Annotated in this window: 22 protein-coding genes and 1 other annotated feature; of the genes, 5 read left to right on the top strand and 17 right to left on the bottom strand. The window is 36.5% G+C overall.

Going from position 1 to position 24056, the window contains the following annotated elements:
- Positions 1 to 25: 25 nt before the first annotated feature.
- The 3 genes from NST14_RS06465 to mecA all read right to left on the bottom strand — a co-directional run bounded on the left by NST14_RS06465 (position 26) and on the right by mecA (position 3651).
- On the bottom strand, positions 26 to 1270 hold the full coding sequence (locus NST14_RS06465; RefSeq protein ID WP_000612266.1) for a competence protein CoiA: 1245 nt from the start codon (positions 1268 to 1270) through the stop codon (positions 26 to 28).
- A gap of 80 nt (positions 1271 to 1350) precedes the next feature.
- Positions 1351 to 2895, bottom strand: a complete 1545-nt coding sequence (locus NST14_RS06460; protein WP_000799204.1) for a cardiolipin synthase — start codon at positions 2893 to 2895, stop codon at positions 1351 to 1353.
- A gap of 72 nt (positions 2896 to 2967) precedes the next feature.
- The gene (gene mecA / locus NST14_RS06455) at positions 2968 to 3651 is read right to left on the bottom strand and encodes an adaptor protein MecA (RefSeq protein ID WP_000350710.1); all 684 of its coding nucleotides are present in this window, start codon (positions 3649 to 3651) and stop codon (positions 2968 to 2970) included.
- Positions 3652 to 3990: 339 nt separating this feature from the next.
- Here mecA and NST14_RS06450 point away from each other — a divergent pair, with 339 nt between their 5' ends.
- Positions 3991 to 4665, top strand: coding sequence for a TerC family protein (locus NST14_RS06450; protein ID WP_000362603.1), 675 nt, complete (start codon positions 3991 to 3993; stop codon positions 4663 to 4665).
- Between the two features lie 49 nt (positions 4666 to 4714).
- Here NST14_RS06450 and spx read toward each other — a convergent pair whose 3' ends face one another.
- Complete coding sequence (spx, locus tag NST14_RS06445; protein WP_000258267.1) at positions 4715 to 5110, bottom strand: transcriptional regulator Spx; 396 nt, start codon at positions 5108 to 5110, stop codon at positions 4715 to 4717.
- Positions 5111 to 5702: 592 nt separating this feature from the next.
- Between spx and NST14_RS06440 the strand changes: the two genes are divergently transcribed.
- Complete coding sequence (locus NST14_RS06440; protein ID WP_229142919.1) at positions 5703 to 5906, top strand: hypothetical protein; 204 nt, start codon at positions 5703 to 5705, stop codon at positions 5904 to 5906.
- Positions 5907 to 5934: 28 nt separating this feature from the next.
- Here NST14_RS06440 and NST14_RS06435 read toward each other — a convergent pair whose 3' ends face one another.
- Positions 5935 to 7581, bottom strand: coding sequence for a peptide ABC transporter substrate-binding protein (locus NST14_RS06435; RefSeq protein ID WP_000728616.1), 1647 nt, complete (start codon positions 7579 to 7581; stop codon positions 5935 to 5937).
- 352 nt (positions 7582 to 7933) lie between these two features.
- On the opposite strand from NST14_RS06435, the gene NST14_RS06430 reads away from it, so the two are divergent.
- Positions 7934 to 9379 (top strand): MATE family efflux transporter, encoded by a 1446-nt coding sequence (locus NST14_RS06430; RefSeq protein WP_002163724.1) that lies wholly within the window; start codon positions 7934 to 7936, stop codon positions 9377 to 9379.
- Positions 9380 to 9523: 144 nt separating this feature from the next.
- Here the strand turns inward: NST14_RS06430 and NST14_RS06425 are convergent, their stop codons facing one another.
- The 5 genes from NST14_RS06425 to NST14_RS06405 all read right to left on the bottom strand — a co-directional run bounded on the left by NST14_RS06425 (position 9524) and on the right by NST14_RS06405 (position 15238).
- Entirely contained in the window at positions 9524 to 10459 is a 936-nt protein-coding gene (locus NST14_RS06425; protein WP_000166346.1) for an ABC transporter ATP-binding protein, read from the bottom strand.
- Entirely contained in the window at positions 10452 to 11495 is a 1044-nt protein-coding gene (locus tag NST14_RS06420; protein ID WP_000854346.1) for an ABC transporter ATP-binding protein, read from the bottom strand. Before NST14_RS06420 ends, NST14_RS06425 begins: the two co-directional genes overlap by 8 nt.
- Before the next feature lie 18 nt (positions 11496 to 11513).
- Positions 11514 to 12530, bottom strand: coding sequence for an oligopeptide ABC transporter permease (opp3C, locus tag NST14_RS06415; protein WP_000974101.1), 1017 nt, complete (start codon positions 12528 to 12530; stop codon positions 11514 to 11516).
- Positions 12527 to 13456 (bottom strand): oligopeptide ABC transporter permease, encoded by a 930-nt coding sequence (gene opp3b / locus NST14_RS06410; protein WP_000534165.1) that lies wholly within the window; start codon positions 13454 to 13456, stop codon positions 12527 to 12529. Before opp3b ends, opp3C begins: the two co-directional genes overlap by 4 nt.
- Positions 13457 to 13582: 126 nt before the next feature.
- Positions 13583 to 15238: a peptide ABC transporter substrate-binding protein gene (locus NST14_RS06405; protein ID WP_000727207.1), complete on the bottom strand. Its 1656-nt coding sequence runs from the start codon at positions 15236 to 15238 to the stop codon at positions 13583 to 13585.
- Positions 15239 to 15557: 319 nt separating this feature from the next.
- On the opposite strand from NST14_RS06405, the gene NST14_RS06400 reads away from it, so the two are divergent.
- Both NST14_RS06400 and trpS read left to right on the top strand, forming a co-directional pair.
- Positions 15558 to 15938 (top strand): DUF3899 domain-containing protein, encoded by a 381-nt coding sequence (locus tag NST14_RS06400; protein ID WP_001044989.1) that lies wholly within the window; start codon positions 15558 to 15560, stop codon positions 15936 to 15938.
- A 106-nt stretch (positions 15939 to 16044) separates the two neighbouring features.
- Positions 16045 to 16261: a binding site (T-box leader), on the top strand.
- Positions 16262 to 16336: 75 nt separating this feature from the next.
- Positions 16337 to 17326 carry a tryptophan--tRNA ligase gene (trpS, locus tag NST14_RS06395; RefSeq protein ID WP_000110985.1) on the top strand — a complete coding sequence of 330 codons (990 nt, stop codon included), beginning with the start codon at positions 16337 to 16339 and terminating at the stop codon, positions 17324 to 17326.
- 402 nt (positions 17327 to 17728) lie between these two features.
- On the opposite strand, the gene NST14_RS06390 is transcribed toward trpS, so the two are convergent.
- The 7 genes from NST14_RS06390 to NST14_RS06360 form a co-directional block, all read right to left on the bottom strand.
- Positions 17729 to 18475, bottom strand: coding sequence for a YjbA family protein (locus tag NST14_RS06390; protein WP_000966137.1), 747 nt, complete (start codon positions 18473 to 18475; stop codon positions 17729 to 17731).
- A 143-nt stretch (positions 18476 to 18618) separates the two neighbouring features.
- Positions 18619 to 19407 carry a DUF2268 domain-containing protein gene (locus NST14_RS06385; protein ID WP_000539323.1) on the bottom strand — a complete coding sequence of 263 codons (789 nt, stop codon included), beginning with the start codon at positions 19405 to 19407 and terminating at the stop codon, positions 18619 to 18621.
- Between the two features lie 106 nt (positions 19408 to 19513).
- Positions 19514 to 20752 (bottom strand): beta-ketoacyl-ACP synthase II, encoded by a 1239-nt coding sequence (gene fabF / locus NST14_RS06380; RefSeq protein ID WP_000412651.1) that lies wholly within the window; start codon positions 20750 to 20752, stop codon positions 19514 to 19516.
- A gap of 31 nt (positions 20753 to 20783) precedes the next feature.
- Complete coding sequence (fabH, locus tag NST14_RS06375; protein WP_001100541.1) at positions 20784 to 21716, bottom strand: beta-ketoacyl-ACP synthase III; 933 nt, start codon at positions 21714 to 21716, stop codon at positions 20784 to 20786.
- 402 nt (positions 21717 to 22118) lie between these two features.
- Positions 22119 to 22295 (bottom strand): ComZ family protein, encoded by a 177-nt coding sequence (locus NST14_RS06370; RefSeq protein WP_009879752.1) that lies wholly within the window; start codon positions 22293 to 22295, stop codon positions 22119 to 22121.
- Positions 22296 to 22348: 53 nt separating this feature from the next.
- Positions 22349 to 23221 carry an NAD-dependent epimerase/dehydratase family protein gene (locus NST14_RS06365; protein ID WP_000486163.1) on the bottom strand — a complete coding sequence of 291 codons (873 nt, stop codon included), beginning with the start codon at positions 23219 to 23221 and terminating at the stop codon, positions 22349 to 22351.
- 29 nt (positions 23222 to 23250) lie between these two features.
- Positions 23251 to 23985 (bottom strand): hypothetical protein, encoded by a 735-nt coding sequence (locus NST14_RS06360; RefSeq protein ID WP_000028704.1) that lies wholly within the window; start codon positions 23983 to 23985, stop codon positions 23251 to 23253.
- Positions 23986 to 24056: the final 71 nt, after the last annotated feature.

Below are 24056 nucleotides of genomic sequence, written 5' to 3'. Positions count from 1 at the left end.
CTACTTACATACAATTCGATTTTTCTTATGTAATTCCTTCAAGATCAGTCTTTATTATATCCGCTTTTCCTTCTCTCATGTTGTACTTTGCCTCAAATAAAGATAAGGCATACGCTAAACTCCTTTCATCATATTTCATAACTTCCTCCTCTGTTTTTAACATGGATATCCCCCGTATTTTCCGGTACTTATAAGCCCCTACTCTCTGCAAGACACCTGCATAACATAAAAATGTCATATATTCAGTAACTGCCACTTTCCATATATGCTGTGAAAAGTACGGGAGCATACGCCTTTTCGTATACTTTTTTATATAACTACACACGTACTTGAGGGAAATACAATCCCCTACCGCAAGCTCACCTATACACTTCATATATAGAAAAGCTTGCCATATAAATGAATTTGTTTGAAAAGCAAATGAGGACGGGAGTGGCACACCAATTTCAGAAGGAAAATTTGCTGGGGTACATTTACATTGATATAAGAGGCGTAATAGTGACTTATCATTATACTTCAAGATGGGCAAAGCGTTTTGACGAAAATAATCCTTTCGCTTCTTCCATTCTCGGTTTAATACTTCCCTTTGGAAAGGAACAGGAGAAAAGAGCATTTCAAAAGTAGTCGTTTCAATTGGTAAATATATAATCTGTGAAAAAGCAACGCTTGTAGAAAATGATGTAATAAACGTGCATTTCATAAATGATTTTTGTTTCGAACAGAAGAAAATAAGAAGTGGCTGAGGATAAGATTGTAAGGAGAAAGCCATAATTGAGGAGAATTTCATCCAGTATGCAGAGTGCTTTTTCAATTGATTTCCACCAATAATCCAAATGACTTGTATACCAGCTTTCCAATACGAATAGGTTCGTTTGCAGAGCTGCTCTATAGAAAGATTGGCGCATTGATATTCAATCGCAATTTTTCTCCCTGCTCTCTCTATAAAAATATCCGGTCGTTGCTGAATCTCTGGTAGATAATGCTCTATCTCTACATGAACATTTTGACGTTTGAACCACCGATATAACAATTCTTTACCGTACATATGATATGTAGATTCTGCTTCATAAAAGGCTAAACATGAATCTACTTTCTTATGAGCAAAATGCCACCTTTTTTGTTTTCCTAATCTCATTAGTACTTCCTTCCCGCAAGCTATGCAAAAGAAACTTTCCCTTTTACGCATATGGTGTAAAAGCTCTTCATCATGATGATCGAGTAGATGAATTTTTTCTCCGTTTTCTCTTTTTGCGATAAATATTGGAATCACACCCTTTCAGCTCCTTATATTCTACAATTTATTACAAATTCCTTTTAAAAAAGAGATGTCCCAATTTTGGACATCTCTTTTTATAATAAAGGCGATAATAACCGGTACGTTGATTCAACGATTCGTCTATGAAGACGCCTTTTATGAAAACGATCGACATGAATTTCACTTGATTCTTCTAAATCGTCTTTAAAATCTTGAACAAGTTTTCGAATGCTATCTGTATCATATAAAAAGGCATTTACTTCAAAGTTCAAATGAAAACTTCTCATATCCATATTCGCTGTCCCAATTGAAGCTAAATCAGAATCGACAATGACAACTTTACTATGGAGAAAACCTTTTTCGTATTCATATATCTTTACCCCTGCGTCTAAAAGCTCTGGGAAGTACGATCTCGATGCGTAAAAGACAGTTCGCTTATCAGGCTTACTCGGCATTAACAACCGAACATCAATACCAGCAAGTGCCGCTACTTTTAATGCGGATAAAATATCATCATCCGGAATGAAATACGGCGTTGCAATCCAAATGGATTTCCGCGCAGAAGCAATCATGGCAAAATATAAATGTTTAATTGTTTCCCATTTATTATCCGGCCCACCTGCAACGAGCTGCACGCCGCCCCAATGCTCCCCCTCAACTGCTTTCGCTTGTAAATATTCAGGGGCTAGCACAGCCTCGCCAGTCATATAAAACCAATCTTGAAGGAAAATAAGCTGCAAACTTTGCACAGCTTCCCCACGCAAATATAAATGCGTGTCTCGCCAAAAGCCGAAGTACTTATCCTTTCCTAAATATTCATCACCAATATTTAATCCACCTACAAATCCTTCATTCCCATCAATAATAACGATTTTTCGGTGATTTCGATAATTAATCTTATCGTTTAAAATCGGAAAACGTACAGGGAAGAACGGAATCATTTCGACACCTGCGTCGTTTAATTCTTCAATATATGATTTTGATAATTTAAAACTTCCAACCGCATCATATAAAAAACGAACGACTACGCCTTCTTTTGATTTTTGTATTAAAATATCTTTAATTTCTGTTCCAAGTTTATCATCACGCACAATGTAATATTCCATATGAATGTGATGTTTCGCTCGTTTTAATCCATCTAAAATAGCCTGAAACGTTTCATCTCCATTTGTTAATGTTCTCGTTTCAGTTTGAAATGAAATATTTAAAGCGCCTAAGCGATCCGCTAAACGAAATAACAGCTCTTGATGCTTATGATTGCGCAAAATCCGTTCTTCGTAATCTTCATGCCCCTTATATTGTAAAAACGCTTGTTCATCGAGCAACGCCTTCTTTTGGAACATTCTCTTCCTCCGAAAGTTCTGTCCGAATAATAAATAAGCGAAGAATCCAAATACCGGAAAAATCCCTAACACAATGAGCCATGTAAGTGTTTTTGACGGATGACGGTTCTCTAAGAAAATAACGCAACCAATTAAAAATGCAGATACCGTAAATAAAATACTAATAATACCTAAAATCGAAACATCTTTTATCCCAATTACATCCGAATAAAACGCTACATCAATAAACATACGTAATGACACAAATAATGCGAACAATAGTAAAACAAAGAAAATCAACTTTAACGTATTTTTCATCTCTTACCTCCTTACTAAGAAAGCTTTCCTATTCTTCATATAAAAAGCCGATTTCATACTACAGAAATCGGCCTACGTTTTAGCAGGAAAATTATTGCGAATTGTTTCAAGCGCATGCTCTTTCACAATTTGTTTCCCATACTCACTTACACGATGAATTGTTAAAGTTGATTCTTCCCCGTATTCTAAAACAATGCTTAAAATGCGATCAATTTCTTCTTCATCATGTAGCACTTCATCGAATTCCACATATACATAATAGCGGTCCTCAAATGAATACAGCTCATCTTTTATATCTTCAAAGATAAGACGATGACTTAATGAAATGACATCTTCAAAATCATTAAACTTAATTAAAAAGCCAAACGTACCATCTTCGTTAAAGTTTGTACCTGCTTGTTCCTCTACCTCTTCCACTAATTCTTGCTGGAATAATGATTCAATACCTTCATCTAGAGGAATGTCTATAATTTTATCTACACCTATTGGTAGTTCTAGCTTTTGTCCATCCTTTGAAAGTTCTGCTTTCGTTACAAGTACTTCAATCCCTTTATCGACTGCTTGCACTTGAATCCATAACGGCCCATCAATAAAGAAATCGTCATGATCACGAGCTTCGTCCATCATTTCCCAAAAGAGCTCTTCGCTTCTTTCGCGGTCATACCAAATTTCCTCACGATTAAAGCCTCTGTCCTCTATATCAATGTACGTAATAAAAAATTTCATCGTATGATCATTAATTCTTTCAATATCCAAAATACAACTCTCCCTTCCTGCTTAGAATTGTTATGAAGGGATTCCCCACTCATATGACAAATCAATAGATTCTTGTACTCTCATTTTATGATAAGATTCTCCAGAATGGAAATAAAATCGATTTATTTTACAAAAATAGTTATATACCTATCTTCATTCAATGGTATACACAAATATATCATTGTCGCGATGCCTCACTTATAAAAAATTTGGACATACATTTCCATCTTCCCCCGTACACTGTAATAAAGTGAAACTTTTATTAGAGAAGATGCTTTAGTCCTTTTCACCACATACATATAGTTCGCTTATTAAAACATCATAAATGGAGGCAGACGAATGGACTTAGAGTTTTTAACATCTGTACTAATGATTGTCGGTATCGATGTTGTATTAGGTGGTGACAACGCAATTGTCATCGCACTAGCTAGCCGAAATTTACCTGAATCGAAACGAAATAAAGCTATTTTGATCGGTACTCTTTTAGCAATCGTACTAAGAATTATCCTTACTATACTAGCTGTCTATTTGCTCGACATTCCATTTCTGCAACTTATCGGGGGCATTTTACTTACATTCATTGCAGTAAATTTACTAACTGATAATAGCAACGATCTTTCTTCTATTCAAGGAAAAACAACTTTATTTCAAGCTGTGCGTACAATTGTATTCGCGGACCTTGTTATGGGATTTGACAACGTTATCGCCATTGCAGGGGCAGCTCACGGAAGATTTTTACTCGTAATAATCGGTTTACTCATTTCTATCCCGATTATTATTTGGGGCAGCAAACTCATTTTAATACTTATGGAACGCTTTCCACTCCTCATTTATTGCGGGGCAGCAATTCTCGCTTATACAGCAGGAAAAATGGTCACACATGAAGACAGACTTGCAACCTTTTTTCATAACAACCCAAGTTTCACTGCAGGCATTCCTTACTTATTTATTTTCACCATCTTATGCATCGGCTTTATCGTTCAACGAGTTCGATTACGAAATTTGAAACATTAAAAAAAACCTTCTACTATATAATAGGTAGAAGGTTTTCATATTATTATAATTAATTTACAAGACGCTGTGCTTCACGTAATTGGAACGTTCTTACTGTACGTGGTAAGAAACGGCGGATTTCGTCTTCATTGTAACCTACTTGAAGGCGTTTCTCGTCAATCATAATTGGACGACGTAAAATCCCTGGATAGTCACGAATCATCTTATATAAATCTTGAAGTGGTAAAGACTCTAAGTTTACATTTAATTCTTGGAAAACTTTCGAACGAGTAGAAATAATCTCATCCGTTCCGCTTTCTGTCATACGTAAAATCTCTTTAATTTCCTCAATCGTTAATGGATCTGAGAAAATATTACGTTCTGTATAAGGAATATGATTTTCCTCTAGCCATAATTTCGCCTTTCTACAAGACGTACAGCTTGGAGAACTATATAATGTTACCATACAAAGCTCACTCTCCTTAAAGAGTACAAATTCTGTACTAATTACAGTTTAAATTTCTAAATTCAGCAATTTTTCGCGATACCTTGTCTTAAAACAAAGTGCAAAAATTGCTTTTCATGTAAGCAACAACTTTTAGTAAACAACAATTACTTTTAATAAGTAACTTCTATAATCATTATACAATAGATTTTGCAAGAAATATACAGTAAATTTCCTTCTAATTGAGAAAACTCTTCCGTGCATTTCACTGCTATGTAACATAATCACACTTACTTCAGCTGTTCTTTAACAATAATCTTCAACCCTCTTAACGCTTGCTTTTCATAGATTTTTCATATGATTTATAGTTATTCTCTCATAATCTTTCCTATGAAAAAGAGAACGTTTTCTTACCTTTTTTTGATAAATCAATTAAGAAATGTAAGACTATACAAGTGAGAATCAAAAGAACGTTTGTTCTCATTTTAACAAACATTCTCATTCATGTCCATACGATTTCTAAAATAAATCAAAAATTTTTCTGACATTTCTTTCTTTTTCATTTTTTATCTCATACAATAAAAATACAGACAGGCAAAGGGGGAATTTGCAAATGATTGCTTTTTTTATTGATTTTGTCACTGTTGCTGCCCTCATCATCGGAATAACAGCATTGATTGGCGTCATTACAAATAGTATTGGTGAAAAACTCTTTGGCGGAAAAGAAAAGATGAAGTTTGTTAATAAAAGTTTCGATGTACAATCCGGCTGGAACCAAGTTGGTGGGAAAGGTATTTATAAGAAACGTACGTATTAAAAAAAGCAGGCAATTACCTGCTTTTTTCTTATTTCTCTACTGACGCCCATTTAAAGCTTAAATCGCCACCATATTTATGGTTGTACATATTTTTAATGGAATCTCTTTGTAAGTATGCTCTACCACGTTGATATACCGGTACAATCGCAGCGTCATCAAGTAACATTTTCTCTGCTTCTAGTAAGCTTTTCCAACGAGCATTTACATCGCTTCCATCTTTTTTTGCTTTCATGATGATCTCATCATATTTCGGATTAGAATATTTCATTTTATTTTGTGATCCGTCAGTTACAAACATATCAAGATATGTAATTGGATCTGGGAAGTCTGCACTCCATCCAGAGAATGACATGACGAAATCGCCCGCATCTTCTAATTTTAGTTTTTGCGCGAATGGTTGTTGTTTAATTTTCACTGTTAAACCTGGTAAATTCTTTTCTAACTCACCTTTTAAATATTCCCCTGTTTTCTTCGATAATTCAACATCTTCGTTTAATAACTCTAATTCGATTTCATTTTTACCAAGCTCTTTTTTACCAGCTTCCCAATATTTCTTCGCTTCTTTCACGTTTGGTTTTACAATATCTCCATTTACAGCACGGAAGTCCTTTTTATCCGGTCCTTTAATGAAGTTATCAGGAATTAATCCTGTTGCTGGCTTAGAACCGTTATTTAATAATGTATCAACGAACGGTTTACGTTCAAAAGCAAGTGAAATTGCTTTACGAATATTTTTATTTGCTAACGCTGGATCTTTTTGATTTAAACGAAGGAAGAATACAGATGTATCTTCTACTGTTTGGAAATCTGGTTTTCCTTTATATTTATCGATGAACTCCGCTAATAACGTTGCTCGATCGACTGCGTTTGTTTCATATAAATTAATTGGTGTAGACGTGTCTTTAACAATATTAAAGTTTACTTCCTCAATCTTCACTTCTTTATTATCCCAATATGACGAGCTCTTTGTCATTTTAAAGCTACGTTCATGTTGCCAATCACTTAATGTAAATGGTCCGTTATAGAGTGTTGTATTCGCTTCCAAACCAAACTTCGTACCTTGCTCTTTCACGAACTTTTCATTCACAGGATAGAAGATTGGATATACCATTAAATCTACAAGGTATGGAATGGAATTGTCTAATTCCACTTCTAATGTATAATCATCAATCGCCTTTACCCCTAATTGGTCCGGACTCATCTCTTTTTTGTTAATTTTCTCTGCATTTTTTATATCATACATAATGTACGCTGATTTCGCAGCTGTATCTGGGTTAATCGCTCTTTGCCATGCGTATACGAAATCTTTTGCCGTCACAGGCTCACCATTTGACCATTTTGCGTCTTCACGTAATGTAAATGTATATTTTTTACCGTCTTCTGATTTTTTGAATTCCTTCGCTACACCAGGAACAAGCTTATCGTCTTTTCCTAAACTGTATAAGCCTTCCATCGTATTAGTCATTACTCTTGAAGAAACTGCATCAGCTGATAACGCTGGATCCATCGTTGGAATTTCTTGCGTTTCAATTAAGTTAATAACTTGCTTCGCACCGCTTTTCCCGCTATCCCCTTTTGCGTTCGCTTGCGGCTCATCTTTTTGGTAGCTACATGCCCCTAACATCATGCTCATTGCTACTGTTGATACTACAAAAACTGGCATCTTTTTTTTCATATTTCCACCCTCCACAAAAATGTTAGCCCTTTCATTTTCAAACAAAAAGAAATATATATATGTTCTAACAATTCATATTATACACACAAATATATTTTTTGTATATTTATATTTCTATTTTATTAAAATTTTCTGTTAAAACTTAATCCTTTGTAAACGTTTCATATTGCCGATTTTCCTTACTGAAGTGTCAGAAATAATTATTTTTATATTTTTCTAAATTATTAGATAAAAACAAAATTTATATTTTATAATACTTTACGCATAATTATCCTTCTGTTTTTATCATAAAATAGCTCTCCCTTCATAATAAAGATATGTAGGTTAAAATGAGTGCAAAGGTCAAGAAAGTATGTTACGATACACTTTGCTAAAAATAGATATCGGTAAAGAGGGGACGGACATGACAGCAATTCAGGCAAAAAACAGGCCTACTGAGAAATTAAGTTTATTCTTATTAACATGGCCTATTTTTCTAGAAGTTTTTCTATTTATGTTAATGGGGATCGCTGATACTTTCATGTTAAGTGCATTATCAGACGATGCTGTATCTGGGGTTGGTGCAGCGAATCAATATCTCCATATCGCTATTTTGGTACTAGAAGTCATCGGGAACGGCGCAGCCATCGTCGTATCTCAATACCTCGGTTCCAAACGTTTTATGGAAGCATCAAAAATATCAGCTTTAGCCGTCACATTAAATTTAGTGGTCGGACTCGTTATAAGCGCTGGTTTTCTTTTATTCTCAAAACATATGATGATGGCAATGAACTTACAAGGCGATGTACTAATGTATGCACAGAGCTATTTATCTATCGTCGGAGGAGCTATTTTCCTTCAAGCTATTATTAATTCATTAGCCGCAATTATCCGCGTACATGGCTTCACAAAGCAAGCGATGTTTATTTCTCTTGGAATGAATATTATTCATATCGCTGGAAACTACGTACTCATTTTCGGAAAATTTGGTTTCCCAGAGCTAGGTGTACAAGGGGCTGCCATTTCTTCTGCTGTCAGCCGACTTATAGCGCTTCTCGTTTTCTTCTGGTTACTGTACCGCGTTATGGAGTACCGTGTAAAATTACAATACTACTTCACCTTATCAAAAGAATATATCGGGAAAATTTTAAAAATCGGAATTCCATCTGCGTTTGAGCAGGTTATGTATCAAGCTTGCCAAATTGTCTTCTTATACTATGCAACATATTTAGGAACGGAATCGTTAGCTGCTAGACAATACGCTACGAACATCTCTATGTTCACTTATTTATTCGCTATTGCAATCGGTATGGGAACTGCAATTATTATCGGACGCCTCGTTGGCGGTGGTGAAAAAGATGAAGCGTATGAACGTGTATGGAAAAGTGTAAAGTGGGCGATCGGTGTCACTTTATGTATGGTTGCTCTCGTTATTACATTCCGCACACAATTAATGGGACTATTTACAGATAATCCGCACATTATTGCGTTAGGTGCGTCAGTTCTTTTACTAAGTGTACTACTTGAAACAGGGCGTACGATGAACATCGTCATCATCAATTCACTTCGCGCAGCTGGTGATGCAAAGTACCCAGTTTTAATCGGCGCATTCTCTATGGTGTTAATGAGTTTACCACTCGGTTATTTTTTCGCCTTCCATTTAGATATGGGGCTCGTTGGTATTTGGCTAGCAATTGCTATTGATGAATGGACACGTGCCATTATTATGTTCTTCCGCTGGAAAAGTAGAGCGTGGGAGCGTTATGCACTTGTTAAACCTGAAGAACAAGAGGAGATTGTTTCTGTTCAGGCGCAATAATACTCGTTTAATTAAGGTGTAGTCATTAGTATAGGCAACTTATATTTGCGATTCTTTAAATATATCGACTTACCGAGAAATATTGACAACTCTTTTATATAGTAAAAAAATCCATTCTTCTGTAATAGAAGAATGGATTTTTTATTATTGATAAATCTCTTTATATTTCTTGTACTCCGCTTCAGAACATAGTACGAAATGTCCCGGGCGAATTTCACGCATTGTCGGTTCTTCACTGCCATAATTGTGCTGAGATGGATCGTATACGATACGTTTACGATTGCGCTCATAATCTGGATCTGGAAGTGGAATTGCTGATAATAGTGATTTTGTATATGGATGAATTGGATTTGCATATAACTCATCACTTGTTGTTAATTCAACGATTTGACCACGGTACATTACACCAATGCGGTCACTAATGTATTTTACCATTGATAAATCATGGGCAATGAATAAGTATGTTAAACCTTTTTCTTTTTGTAACTTTTTCAGTAAGTTTACAACTTGCGCCTGAATTGATACGTCAAGTGCTGAGATTGGCTCATCGGCAATGATAAATTCAGGTTCTACAGCAAGTGCACGAGCGATACCGATACGCTGACGTTGTCCACCTGAGAATTCATGAGGGAAACGGTTTGCGTGCTCTTTATTTAAGCCAACTGTGTTTAATAATTCATGAACACGGTCCATACGCTCTTTTTTGTTTTTCGCTAATCCGTGAATATCAATACCTTCTGCAATAATATCCCCTACTGTCATACGAGGGTTTAATGATGCATATGGATCTTGGAAAATCATTTGCATTTTACGGTTGAATTTCTTCAATTCTGCGCGTGATTTTTTGCCATGTACATTTTCACCGTCGAACAATACTTCACCTGCAGTTGCATCATATAAACGAATGATCGTTCTTCCAGTTGTTGATTTACCACAACCCGATTCTCCTACAAGACCAAATGTTTCTCCGCGGTAAATATCAAATGAAATATCATTAACCGCTTTGACAACACCACCACTCACGTCGAAGTGCTGCTTTACATTTTTTACTTCAATTAATTTCTCACGTTGTTTAGTCATGTTGTTCACCTGCTTTCATTTGAAGAATGCGTTTTTCAACGACTGCCGGCGGTTTTACTTCTGGAGCTTGCTCATGAAGTAACCAAGTTGCCGCATAGTGTGTATCACTTACTTTAAATAAAGGTGGGTCCATTTCAAAATCAATTTTCAGTGCCTGTGGGTTACGTGGTGCAAAAGCATCTCCCTTTGGCGGCTTCAATAAATCTGGAGGCGTTCCAGGAATTGCATATAACTCTTCTTCTGAACCATCTAAACTTGGCATAGATGCGATTAAGCCCCAAGTATATGGATGTTTTGGATTGTAGAAAATTTCATCTACAGTTCCGATTTCAACAACTTTACCAGCGTACATAACTGCTACGCGGTCCGCAACGTTCGCCACTACACCTAAGTCATGCGTAATGAAAATGATTGCTGCTTCTGTTTTTTGTTGAATGTCCTTCATAAGCTCTAAAATTTGCGCCTGAATTGTAACGTCTAGCGCTGTTGTCGGCTCATCGGCAATCAATAATTTTGGGTTACAAGCTAATGCCATCGCAATAACTACACGCTGCCTCATACCACCAGAGAATTGGTGCGGATATTGTTTTAAACGAGCTTCTGGATTTGGAATACCTACAAGGTCGATTAATTCCAACGCAACTTTACGTGCGTCTGCTTTACTCATTCCTTGGTGTTTAATAAGGCCTTCCATAATTTGATTTCCAATTGTCATCGTTGGGTTTAATGATGTCATTGGATCTTGGAAAATCATCGCGATATCTTTACCACGTACTTGCTGCATTTCTTTTTCTGTTAATTTCGTTAAGTCACGACCTTCAAATACGATTTCACCATTTTTAATGCGTCCAGGAGGATTCGGAATTAATCCCATTAACGCTTTAGAAGTAACTGATTTCCCAGAACCAGATTCTCCTACAATCGCTAATGTTTCCCCTTTTTTCAAATCAAAAGTAACGCCGCGTACAGCTTGTACTTCACCTGCATGTGTATCAAAGGAGACTTGTAAATCTTTTACCTCTAACAATGTTTTCATCTTTGCCTCTCCCCTCTTTTACTTACGCATTTTTGGATCTAACGCATCGCGTAATCCGTCTGCCATTAAGTTAAACGCTAAAATTAATATACTGATGACAACCGCAGGAATGAACATCATATGCGGATACGTTTGAATTGATTTATAACCGTCATTTACAAGAGAACCAAGTGATGCGAATGGTGGCTGAATACCTAAACCGATGAAGCTTAAGAACGCCTCACCAAACACCGCTGTTGGAATTGTAAACATTGTCATTACAATAATTGGTCCCATTACGTTCGGGATTAAGTGTTTTACAATTAATTGTGTATTTGTTGCACCTAATGTACGAGATGCTAATACGTATTCTTGATTTTTTAATTTAAGGATTTGTCCACGAACGATACGCGACATCCCTATCCAACCTGTAATTGCCATTGCGAGTGTAATTGACCATATACCAGATCCCATAATGATTACCATTAAAATAACGATGATTAAGTATGGAATACCGTTAATAATCTCCATAATACGTTGCATAATGTTATCTACTCTACCGCCATAGAACGCTGAAATACCTCCATATGCAACCCCAATTACTAAGTCAATTGCTGCTGCTAAAAGAGCGATATATAATGATACGCGTGTACCTTCCCATGTTCTTGTCCATAAATCGCGTCCAAGATCATCTGTACCAAACCAGAAATACTCTTTAATATCACGTTTTTCATATTGGTCAACACCATATTGATCTGTACCGTCAAATGGTAACCAATGAACATTTTCAATAACTGGAATTTTCGGTGGCAATTTTGCACGTCCTAAATCTTGCTCTTTATACGAGTGCTTACTTACCATCGGTCCGAAGATTGCTAGTAAGATAATAAGCGTTAATAAAACTAAACCAAACATTGCTCCTTTATGTTGGAACAAACGTCTTCTTACATCTTGCCAAAACGTTAAGCTTGGACGGGCAATGACTTCATTATCCACATTATTTTGATTAGCTTGTTGAAATAAGTCTGGAGATAATTTTTGTACATCTTTCATCATTTTTTCCCTCCCGCTAAACGAATACGAGGATCAATAATTCCGTATAAAATATCAACAATGAAAATAACTAAGATGAAGATCGCACTATAGAAAATTGTAGTTCCCATAATAACTGTATAGTCATTCACTGTAATAGATTTAACGAACTGTTCCCCTAGTCCTGGTACAGCATAAATTTGCTCAATAACTAATGTACCTGTAATTAACCCTGCAACCATTGGTCCTAAAATTGTTACAACTGGAATTAACGCGTTACGAAGGGCGTGTTTGATAATGATAACGCCTTGGCTAATTCCTTTCGCTTTCGCTGTTAAAATGTAGTCAGCTTGCATAACTTCAATTAACTCTGCACGAGCGAAACGTGCGATTGTTGCGATAACTGCCATCGATAAAGCGATTGTAGGCATTACTGTAAACTCTGGCCCTTTCCAGAATGCTACTGGGAACCATCCAAGTTTTACCCCTACGAAATATTGTAGTAATGCGGCAAATACGAACGATGGTACCGACATCCCGAGTACGGAAATAATTGTCGCTCCATAGTCGACCCACGTATTGTTACGAAGTGCCGCAACGATTCCTAAAATTAAACCGATAAATGTTCCTAATATAATCGCTTGTAAACCAAGTTGTGCTGATGGTCCAATGCGATCCACAATCATGTCTGTTACTGGACGGTTATCATATTGGAATGATACCCCTAAATCCCCTTTTGCTAAGTTACCTAAGTAACGTGCATATTGAACTGGTACTGGATCATTTAAACCATATTTTTCAAGAATGATTTCTTTTTGTGCCGGTGATAACTTCTCCTGATTTTTAAGCGGAGAACCTGGAAGTAATTTCATCAAAAAGAAAGTCAACGTAGTAATTAAAAATAATGTCAAAGCCATGTACACGAAACGTTTTAATACATAACGTCCCATAGTCAAGCACCTCCCCGTTTTTCTCAAAAGCAATAAGATAGTTTAAAATATTCTTACTTTTATTTTTTTAAAATAAGAGTACATGCCCATCATAGGCATATACCCTAGTAAACGATGGAAAAAAGATTATTTTTGTTCAACAGATGCCCATTTGTAAGTTAATTTACCACCATAGTTAATTGGGATAATATCTTTTACAGCACCTTTTACTACATACGCTGAACCTTTTTGGAAGATTGGAGTGATAACTGCATCCTCTTTAATTAACATCTTCTCTACTTCTAATAGGTTGTCCCAGCGTGCTTGTAAATCTTTTGTATCTGTTTTAGCTTTTAGAATTAACTCATCATATTTCTGATTAGAATAGCCTGTTTTATTTTGAGAACCATTCGTAACAAACATATCTAAATATGAAATTGGATCTGGGAAATCTGGTCCCCAAATACCAAACGCAATATCATATTGCTGAGAATCTTCTAATTTATTTTTTTGTGCGAATGGCTGCTGTTTAATTTTAATAGATAAACCTGGTAAGTTCTTTTCCATCTCACCTTTTAAGAATTCACCAACTTTTTTCGCATCCTCATTATCGAAGTTTAAGAATTCTAGTTCGATTTTATCAGTGCCAAGCTCTTTTTTCGCTGTTTCCCACAATTTTTTCGCTTCTTTTGGATTTGTTTCAACTAAATTCCCATTTTCAGCTCGGAAATCTTTTTTATTCGGACCTTCAGCGAAATCTTTTCCAACAAATCCATAAGCTCCAATTGCACCATTATTTAAAATAACCTTCGCAATGTTATCACGGTCAAAGGACATTGAAATTGCTTTTCTTAAGTTTTTATTGCTTAAGTATTGATTACTTTGATTAAATCTTAGGTAAGCAACCCCTGCTTCTTTTCTTGTGTGGAATTCTGGGCTTTGTCTAAACTTATCAACAAATTCTGAAGATAGAGCCGCACGATCAATTGAGTTTGTCTCATATAAATTTACATCAGTTGACGTATTTTTAACAATATTAAAGTTAATTTCTTCGATTTTAACCGTTTTATTATCCCAATATGATGGGTTCTTCTTAAACTGGAAGCTTTGCTCATGTTTCCAATCACTCATAACAAATGGCCCATTATATAATGTTGTATTTGCCTCTAACCCAAACTTATCACCTTGTGCTTTTACAAAGTTCTCATTGAGCGGGTAAAATACTGGATAAACCGTTAAATCAACAAAGTAAGGAACGGGATTGTCTAATTCCACTTCTAATGTATAGTCATCAATCGCTTTTACACCTAATTGGTCAGCAGGTAATTCTTTTTTATGAATTTTCTCTGCATTTTTAATATCGAACATAATGTACGAATACGTCGCTTTTGTATCTGGATTTACTGCTCTTTTCCAAGAATACACAAAGTCTTTTGCTGTTACAGGTTCCCCATTCGACCACTTCGCATCTTTTCTTAATTTAAATATGTATTTCTTTCCATCGTCTAGCTTCTGAACATCTTCAGCAATTCCAGGCACTCTCTTTTGATCTTTGCCGATACGATATAAACCTTCCATCGTATTATTTAATGCTGTAGAAGATGCAGAGTCAGATGCTAATGATGCATCCATTGACGGAATTTCAGATAACTCTGTTAAATTAAGAATCTGCTTTCCGTTACTACTACTCGTAGCGTTTTCTTTCCCTTTTGCTTTTGCGTCATCCTTCTGATAGCTACACGCACCAAGCAACATACTTGCAGTTAAAGTCGATGCAAGTAATAACGGTATCTTTTTCTTCATGTTGTGTTGCCTCCCCTAATTGCACTTCCTGTACCCTCACTTGTAAAAAAGTAGAATTGAAAGAATAATCTCCAAGTTTCTACAATTTTCATTATACATATAATATAACAATTGTGAATATAGTTTTTTGTTTTTTTGTTAAAATTTTTAATAAAATGTTTATTTTTTTATTTTTTTGTAAAGGGATACGTTAACATTGCTACCATCATCTTGCAATCAGACCTTTAATTGCGTATAATTTTCAAAAAATTAGTTCTAGTACATATTATAGCTTTTATAGTATAATAATTCTAGTAATATTTTGACGGAGGGGAACATTTTGAATAAAGTTTTTTTTCATACTTGTATACTAATTTTCATAGCGATAATCGCTTCTAGTATTGGTGCATTCCTCGTTTCATCGCATTTTTTGTTGAATTTTGTCAACATCTCTTTTTATATTGCACTATTTTTTATTCTTACAGGCGGTTTTTTATTCATATTTCAAAATGGATTTTTTAACGTAACAATTTACGCATTCCAAAGAGTATTTGGTACGAACAAAAAAATCGACTCTTTAATTGAAGAAGTAGAGGAACCTGTCGATAAGAAAGAACGTATTTATAAAACATATTCATTCAAATGGACGTATCCAATTTGCATTACCGGTATCGTTCTTGGGTTGTTCTCGACCTTCATTAGCTTTACTATTTTGATGTAGTTTGCAAACACTATCCCATATGATATAATAATCTGCAAAACATTTTGTTATAAAACTTTAGTTCTTTCATATTTAAAAGAGCTCAGGTAACAATAAATAAATTTATATGTATGCGATGATAAAGAAGAGTACATATTGAGGCAATTTCAGAGAGCTTGTGGCTGGTGTGAACAAGTAATTGTACAGTATGGAATGGGCTTTTGAGCTCCAAACCGAACCGAAAGTAGTAGGCTTTGGCGTTATATCCAAACGTTATTATGGATTAGAGAGATTTCACAGTAGTGAAATAATTAGGGTGGTACCGCGGTCCATTCGTCCCTATAGTTTTTTGGGATGAATGGGCTTTTTTGTTTGCCTTCTCTTCCCTATCACGCATTCAAATTTAGGAGGAATTACTTATGTCAGTTATCTTTTCTGGTATTCAGCCGAGTGGAACGATTACACTTGGAAACTATTTAGGGGCTATGAAGCAATTTACAGAGCTTCAAAACGAACACGACTGTTATTTCTGTATTGTAAATCAACATGCGATTACAGTGCCTCAAGATCCCGTCGGGCTTCGTAAAAACATCCGCAGTCTTGCTGCACTTTATGTAGCATGCGGTATCGATCCTGAAAAAGCTACGTTATTTGTACAATCAGAAGTACCGGCACACGCTCAACTAGGATGGATTATGCAATCAGTTGCTTACGTTGGAGAATTAGAGCGTATGACGCAATATAAAGATAAAGCGTCAGGTAGAGATTCAGTACCAGCTGGATTACTAACGTATCCACCATTAATGGCTGCTGATATTTTACTTTACAACACTGAAATCGTGCCTGTTGGTGATGACCAAAAGCAACATATGGAATTAACACGTGACCTAGCAGAGCGTTTCAACAAACGCTTCCGTGAAGTATTCACAATTCCTGAAATCCGTATTCCAAAAGTAGGAGCTCGCGTTATGTCACTAACAGAGCCTACGAAAAAAATGAGTAAATCTGATCCGAATCCAAAATCAATGATCAGCATGCTTGACGAACCAAAAACAATTGAAAAGAAAATTAAGAGTGCTGTAACTGATTCTGAAGGTATCGTGAAATTTGATAAAGAAAACAAACCTGGCATCTCTAACTTATTAACAATCTACTCTTCATTCTCTGGAAAAACAGTTGAAGAAATTGAAGCAATGTACGAAGGAAAAGGATATGGCGACTTCAAAGGCGACTTAGCGCAAGTAGTCGTAGAGGCAATTCGTCCAATCCAAGACAAATATAACGAACTAATCAACTCACCAGAACTAGACGAAATTCTAGACAAAGGTGCCGAAAAAGCAAACCGCGTCGCATTCAAACAACTACGCAAAGTAGAAAACGCAATGGGACTAAGCAGAAAACGTAGGTAACATATAAAGCGGAGGCGACTGCTTAGCCCTGACGGCTAAGGTTCTTTCCCACAGAAGGTGCTTTTTACCTTCTTGTGGGGAAGGTTCTTAGACGCGAAGGGTTAGGAGCCGGAGCTAGATTACATATAAAGCGGAGGCGGCTCGTTCAGCTCTGACTGGCTAAGGTTCTTTCGCATAAAAGGCGCTTTTTGCCTTCTTATGCGGAAGGTTCTTAGACACGAAGAGCTTGCCGCTGGAGCTGGATTTCATATAAAGCAGAAGCGGCTCGCTTAGAATGTGAGGGGGATGGAGCTCCTGACGTAGAGGCGTTTTTTGCCTCGCAGGAAGGCGCGAAGCCACCGAACATTCTTGCCGCTGGAGCTAGACTACAACAAATAAAAAAAACCGCCGATTGGCGGTTTTTTAATTTACCTTTTGCTCGTTTTCCATTTCCCATAACTTTTCAAAAAATGGCTGTCCTTTTACGAGACGCTCGCATAATTGTTCGTGCTTCTCAGACCAACCTGTTTTCGCTTCATCATACAGCTTAGCCCAAATATCTTCAAATTCCATATGTTGAACCATTCCGTATGCTGATGGATCCCACTCTGTGAACCAATAGCGAATTTCCGCTGTGTTTTTCGTTGTATGTAATTGATCTAACGCCATAAATAGTAATTGTTTAAGCTGTCTTTCTTTACGAGTTAAGCCATTCATAATGAAAGGTGATGGTGATAAAATATGATGTTCTTTTTCCATTTCTTCTACTTGGAACTCATACTTTTCTGCTTGTACGTTTTCTACCATCTCATATACCATCTGCTCTTGGCGCGGTATAAGTCTGCTCTTTCGAATCGGTACGTTGTAACCAATTGTGTCGATTGCAATAATTCCTTTTCCATCTGTAACTACAAAGCAATACTCTTGCTGCAAACGTTCATGATTTTTACGAATATAAGCCTTATGATGTACGTCTTCCAACATTTTTTGCGGAAGCTCTAACAATTCGTTCTCGATGTAATGATATAATGTGGAATCTACTTTTAATAATGGCACTTGATCTAATAGCTCAATCGTATCATCTTTCCGCCATTCGTAAAAATGACAAACGTTATACCCATTTTCTTCACCTTCAAACCAATTTACCCATACATCATGTAGATATAACATTCACTACCCCTCACTTCACTACTGTTTGTATCCATCATTATGTTCAATTTTTCTTAACTTTATTCCACCTAAGGAAATATATTCTAATTATTATTTTTTCTTCTATTAATACTAAAAAAACAGGAAAGAGAGCTCCTGTTTTTTTATATATGAAATGTTTTTGCTTTATTCAATATTTCTTTTGCATCTATAGGTAATAAAGAAAGTGTATCTTCTCCTTCCAAAGTTACACAATCTTTGACAATATGAAATCCAAGCGCATAGCCAAGCATCTTCGGATAAGAGTGAAATCCATTTAATAAGATGTCGTGCTCCCTTGTTCCTCGCTTTATACTTATTCTTTCATATACAACGTTTTTCCAATAATATATAGCCTCTTCTTTTGAAAGATACGTCGTCCACGGTGCATTGTTTTTTTCTGAATATCTTTCCGTTACCGCTTGCTCAGCTAACCCTTCCATAATCATCGTATCAAGTAATGTATATTCCGTTTCTTTCGTCTCAATTTGATGCAACCTGCATATATGATGATATTCATGCGCCAATAGCACTTTTAATTCTTCCACCGAATTCCGTCCACATACGAATAAGAAAATAACGTGACGCATAGATAATCCAGCCCTGCCGTTATACTCTTCTTGTACAGTTCGATTATAGGAATCTGATAATAGAATAAAGACAGGGACATCTGGACCTTTTAACCAATTTTTCAGTTTCTCATACTCTGCACGTAACTCTTTCCAAACTTCCTTTTTCTCTAACTCTTTAATTTCTCGTTCTCCTCGCATAACAGGGCGATACATACCTTTAGAAATTAAAAAGCGATACAACCTTTCTTTTGGCAGCGGGATATACTTCGTAAACTTCTCACACAGCTTTTCTGGCCGTCCATAATATAGATGTAACCACTCAGCAGTTTCAACAACCCCCATCTTTATCCCTCCTTTTTCTTATGTATATGCAAAAAGAGAAAAAGACGTAAAAATAAATAAGGAGTTTTTTCGCAATATATCGCGAAAAAACTCCTTATCTCATCTATTATTTATACGCTTTAAATACTAATACTGCGTTATGACCACCGAATCCTAATGAATTACTTAACACCGCGTTTACTTCTTGATGTCTCGCATTATTCGGTACGTAATCTAAGTCACATTCTGGATCTGGTGTCTCATAGTTAATTGTTGGAGGAATTACTCCGTCTGTAATTGATTTAATAGAGAAGATCGCTTCAACAGCACCAGCTGCTCCTAATAAGTGACCTGTCATTGATTTCGTTGAGCTGATTGCTACTTTATACGCATGCTCTCCGAACGTTTCTTTAATTGCCATCGTTTCATACTTTTCATTCGCATCCGTACTTGTACCATGCGCATTAATGTAATCAATATCTTCTGGCTGTAGACCTGCATCCGCTAAAGCTTGACGCATTGCGCGCACGCCGCCTTCACCGCCAGGAGCTGGCATTGTAATATGGAATGCATCACCAGTTGCACCGTAACCAGCGATTTCCGCATAAATGTGAGCACCACGAGCTAATGCGTGCTCTAATTCTTCAAGAATTAAAATACCTGAACCTTCACCCATTACGAAACCACTACGGTTTTTATCGAATGGACGGCAAGCTGTTGCTGGATCTTCATTGAATGTTAATGCTTTCGCTGAGCTAAATCCTGCGAATGCCATACTTGTTAACGGCGCCTCTGCCCCGCCCGTAATCATTGCATCAGCATCACCACGCTGAATTGCTTTAAACGCATCACCAATTGAGTTTGCACCAGATGCACAAGCCGTTACAGAACAAGTGTTAATTCCTTTTGCTCCTGTTGCGATTGATACTTGGCCTGCTGCCATATCTGGAATCATCATCGGTACGAAGAATGGGCTCACGCGGCGCGGGCCTTTCTCAGTAAAAATCTTAAATTGTTCTTCGTATGTTTCCATACCACCAATACCAGAACCAATCCATACACCAATTCGAGGTCCATTTTCTTCTGTAATCTCAAGCTTTGCATCTGCAACTGCCATTTTCGCTGCTGCTACTGCATATTGTGTAAAGCGATCCATACGACGCGCTTCTTTTTTATCAATATATTTCTCGACTTCAAAGTCGTTAATTTCTGCTGCTACTTTTGCTGGAAATAGTTCCGGATCAATTCTTGTAAGTCGTCCGATTCCAGATACACCCTTTTTAATGTTTTCCCACGCTGTTTCAACATCTGTACCGACCGGTGTAACAGCTCCTAGTCCTGTAATTACGACCCTCTTTTTTTCCATACAAAATACACTCCTTTTTTTCTCTCAGTCCTTATTTACCCCAACGAAGAGCGACTGCTCCCCATGTTAATCCGCCGCCAAAACCAACAAGTATAATTAAATCACCATCTTGAATACGTCCGTTTTGCAATTCCTCTACCATTGCAATCGGAATGGAAGAAGCTGATGTATTACCGAACTTCTCAATTGTCATACTCATCTTTTCTTGTGGTAAATTTAATCTCTCTCTTGCAGATTCCATAATACGAATATTCGCTTGATGCGGTACTAAGAAATCCACATCTTCTTTCGTAAGACCAGCTTTATCTAGAACGCGAAGACAAGAATCACCAAGTTGACGAACAGCAAATTTAAAGACTTCTCTGCCATTCATCATAACATACTCATCTTGATAAAGATGCTTACCGCCACTTCCGTCCGCTCCTAATTCGAAAGATAGAACGCCTTTACCTTCTGAAACAGCTCCCATTACGATCGCACCGGCTCCGTCTCCAAATAGTACTGCTGTATTTCGATCGTTCCAATCTACAATTTTAGATAGTTTATCACTACCAACTACTAGTATATTTTTATAAGTTCCCGTTTGAATAAATTGCTGCGCTGTAATCATTCCGTACATAAAACCAGCACACGCTGCACTTAAATCCATTGCAGCTGCATGTTTTGCGCCAATTGCTTCTTGAATGACACAAGCCACTGCTGGAAAAGCACGATCCGGCGTTACTGTTGCTACTAAAATAAGATCGATATCCTCTCCGCTAACCCCTGCATCTTCAAGCGCTTTTTTAGAAGCCTCTACGGCCATATATGAAGTATCTATTGTATCATCGGCAATGCGTCTTTCCGCAATCCCTGTTCTCGTACGAATCCATTCATCGGATGTATCCATTATTTTCTCTAAATCGTGATTTGTGACTACTTTTTCCGGCACATATCTTCCGATCCCTAAAATGCCCACGTTCACATCGCAGCCCTCCGTTTTATATCAATTATTATGACTTGGTACTAATTTTAAAACATAAATGTATTTTTGTCTAGAATATATTTCTGCTAAAACATAAAGCGAACGCATTATTCACCTTATTGTTTATGAAAAGGAACGGAAACATACCTTTCCCTGTTCTTTCGAAATATAAAAAGGCCCGAACCGTTTCTACTTACAGTTCAGGCCTCTCTTCCATCTAAATTTTTATTCTTTATCTGCTTTCCTTCTAAACTAGAGGGTTCTCCTCACTACTTTTCCTTTAGCCTCTTCATATATCTGGTTTTCCCCCAGGCGAAAATAAAAAAAGGCCCTGACCGCTTCTATCCACGGTTCGGGCCTCTCTTCCATCTCAAAAGATGCTTTTTATTCTTTTTATGCTTTTTATTCTTGATCTGCTTTCCCAAGCTCATATGCTTCGTTCATAACTTTCATCAATAACTCTAATACTGGTTGAGCTTTCTCCATATCAAGCGCAATTCCATTATCATCTAAAATGGCCTTTGCTTCTGGTAAATGCTTCATTGCGATTTGTAAAAATTGCATGCTTTTCTCATTCATATTATGTTCTTCCTCTCCATTAAAACTTTCACATACATAGTGTAACACGCTCGCTATCCTTCGTATAACTCTTTATATTTTTTCATATGTGCCAATTGTTTATTTAAACCGTATTCTAACGGAGTATTTCTTTTTATCGAAATAACCTCTACAGTTCCATCTCTTTCTTCCACATTCTCTTTTTTCACTTTATCCTCTGCACGTAAAAGGTTCATACCTTTTTTCCATAATGATTTTTTACCACTAAGTAAATTATATATACCGAGATACTCCTCGTTCATTCCATTTTCCCATAAGTATTCACATACATCTTCAACGTACAGTAGATCACTCGCGTTTTCCTCACTCGTATAATGGCACTCTTTCTCACCCAGTTCTGATAAAATGAGCTGATGATACATCATAAAAGATGGTTGCCATGGCCCATATAATGTAGGAACTCGAAATACACTATATTGTACCTCTCCTTTTTTCAATCCTTCTTCCACTTTCGCAAATAGACGTTTATTTTCGGACTCATCTACGTTTCCTACTTCAATAGAAGAAATTAGATTTAACTTCACTTTATGTTCTTCACACAGTCTTATCATTCGCTTTAAATACTGTAATATAACTCTTTCATTTCGAAAGCCACTTTGTTGGTTAGGCTCATACAGACAAAAGTAAACGGCATCAAATTTCTCTTCCTCTACGGATCTCCATCCGTCTTCATCTCTTATCGAATAATACGTAAATAACGCATTTCGCCCAATTAACAATAACTTCTCTTCATTAATTTTTGTCATACTATCGAATTCATCAAAATCAAGACCATATACTTCTACTTCTTCTGCAATCATTTTATTCACAAGGTGATAACCTACAAACGTAAGTGCACCTATAATTAGCACGCGTTCCATACCACCAACCCTTTCTCCTTGAAACAAATAGCTCCTCATTTATGTATATGGGAGCTTCACAATTCTTCTTCATATTTTTTAAAGAAATCAGTCGTTTGCCTAACCATTTTATATTTCACATCTTGCAGATGGAATAAGACAGAAGTATCGCATTGGTTCAATTGCCTCATTTTCTCGTATTTACGTAGCAACTGTTTTCTTCCTCTTTTTTCTTGTGTTGATACAAAAATTTTAACAGGTACACAAGACGGAAGAAGCGTAAATGATTTCTTATTTATTTTCGATTCTAATTCTTCTTCTTTAGCATCATACGCTAAACATAATTCCTTCACGAGTCTCTTGTAAAAAAACTTATGCTCTTTCTCAAACTCGACATATTCTGGTAAATCTAAACACGGATTTAGCATAATGACAGAGCGTATACATTCAGGGTATTTGTTCATCATTTCAAGTGCTACAAGTGCCCCCATACCATCTGCCATAATGTGCATTTTCGCATTCAATGTCTCTTTTCTCAGAACAACGTCATATAGGCGTTTTGCTAGACGAACAGATTGATCGTTTCCCCAATGTCTTCCGTATAAATTAGAAGAAAAGACCGTATAGCCTTCCTCAATAAGGCCATGTAAAAAATAAGATCTACCCGCATGCTGTGTCCATAAACTTGTACCATTCTCAATAAAGTAGTTGTAATCACCTAGAAGCATGACAGAAAATCCATTTGGCTTCTCCGGTAAATAAATGACACATGGTTCTTTTTCTAAGTAAAAAAAACGTTCCGTAATACTCATTTTTCCCCCGCCTTATTTTCTAAACGTATAAAAGTACTCTTTTATAATGTATGAACGGAATGCAAATTTGC

The sequence above is a fragment of the Bacillus sp. FSL W8-0519 genome (assembly GCF_038005585.1).
Classification (GTDB): Bacteria; Bacillota; Bacilli; order Bacillales; family Bacillaceae_G; genus Bacillus_A; species Bacillus_A paranthracis.
Note: the sequence above shows the minus strand (reverse complement) of the source record. Positions and strands in the feature narration are given on the sequence as shown.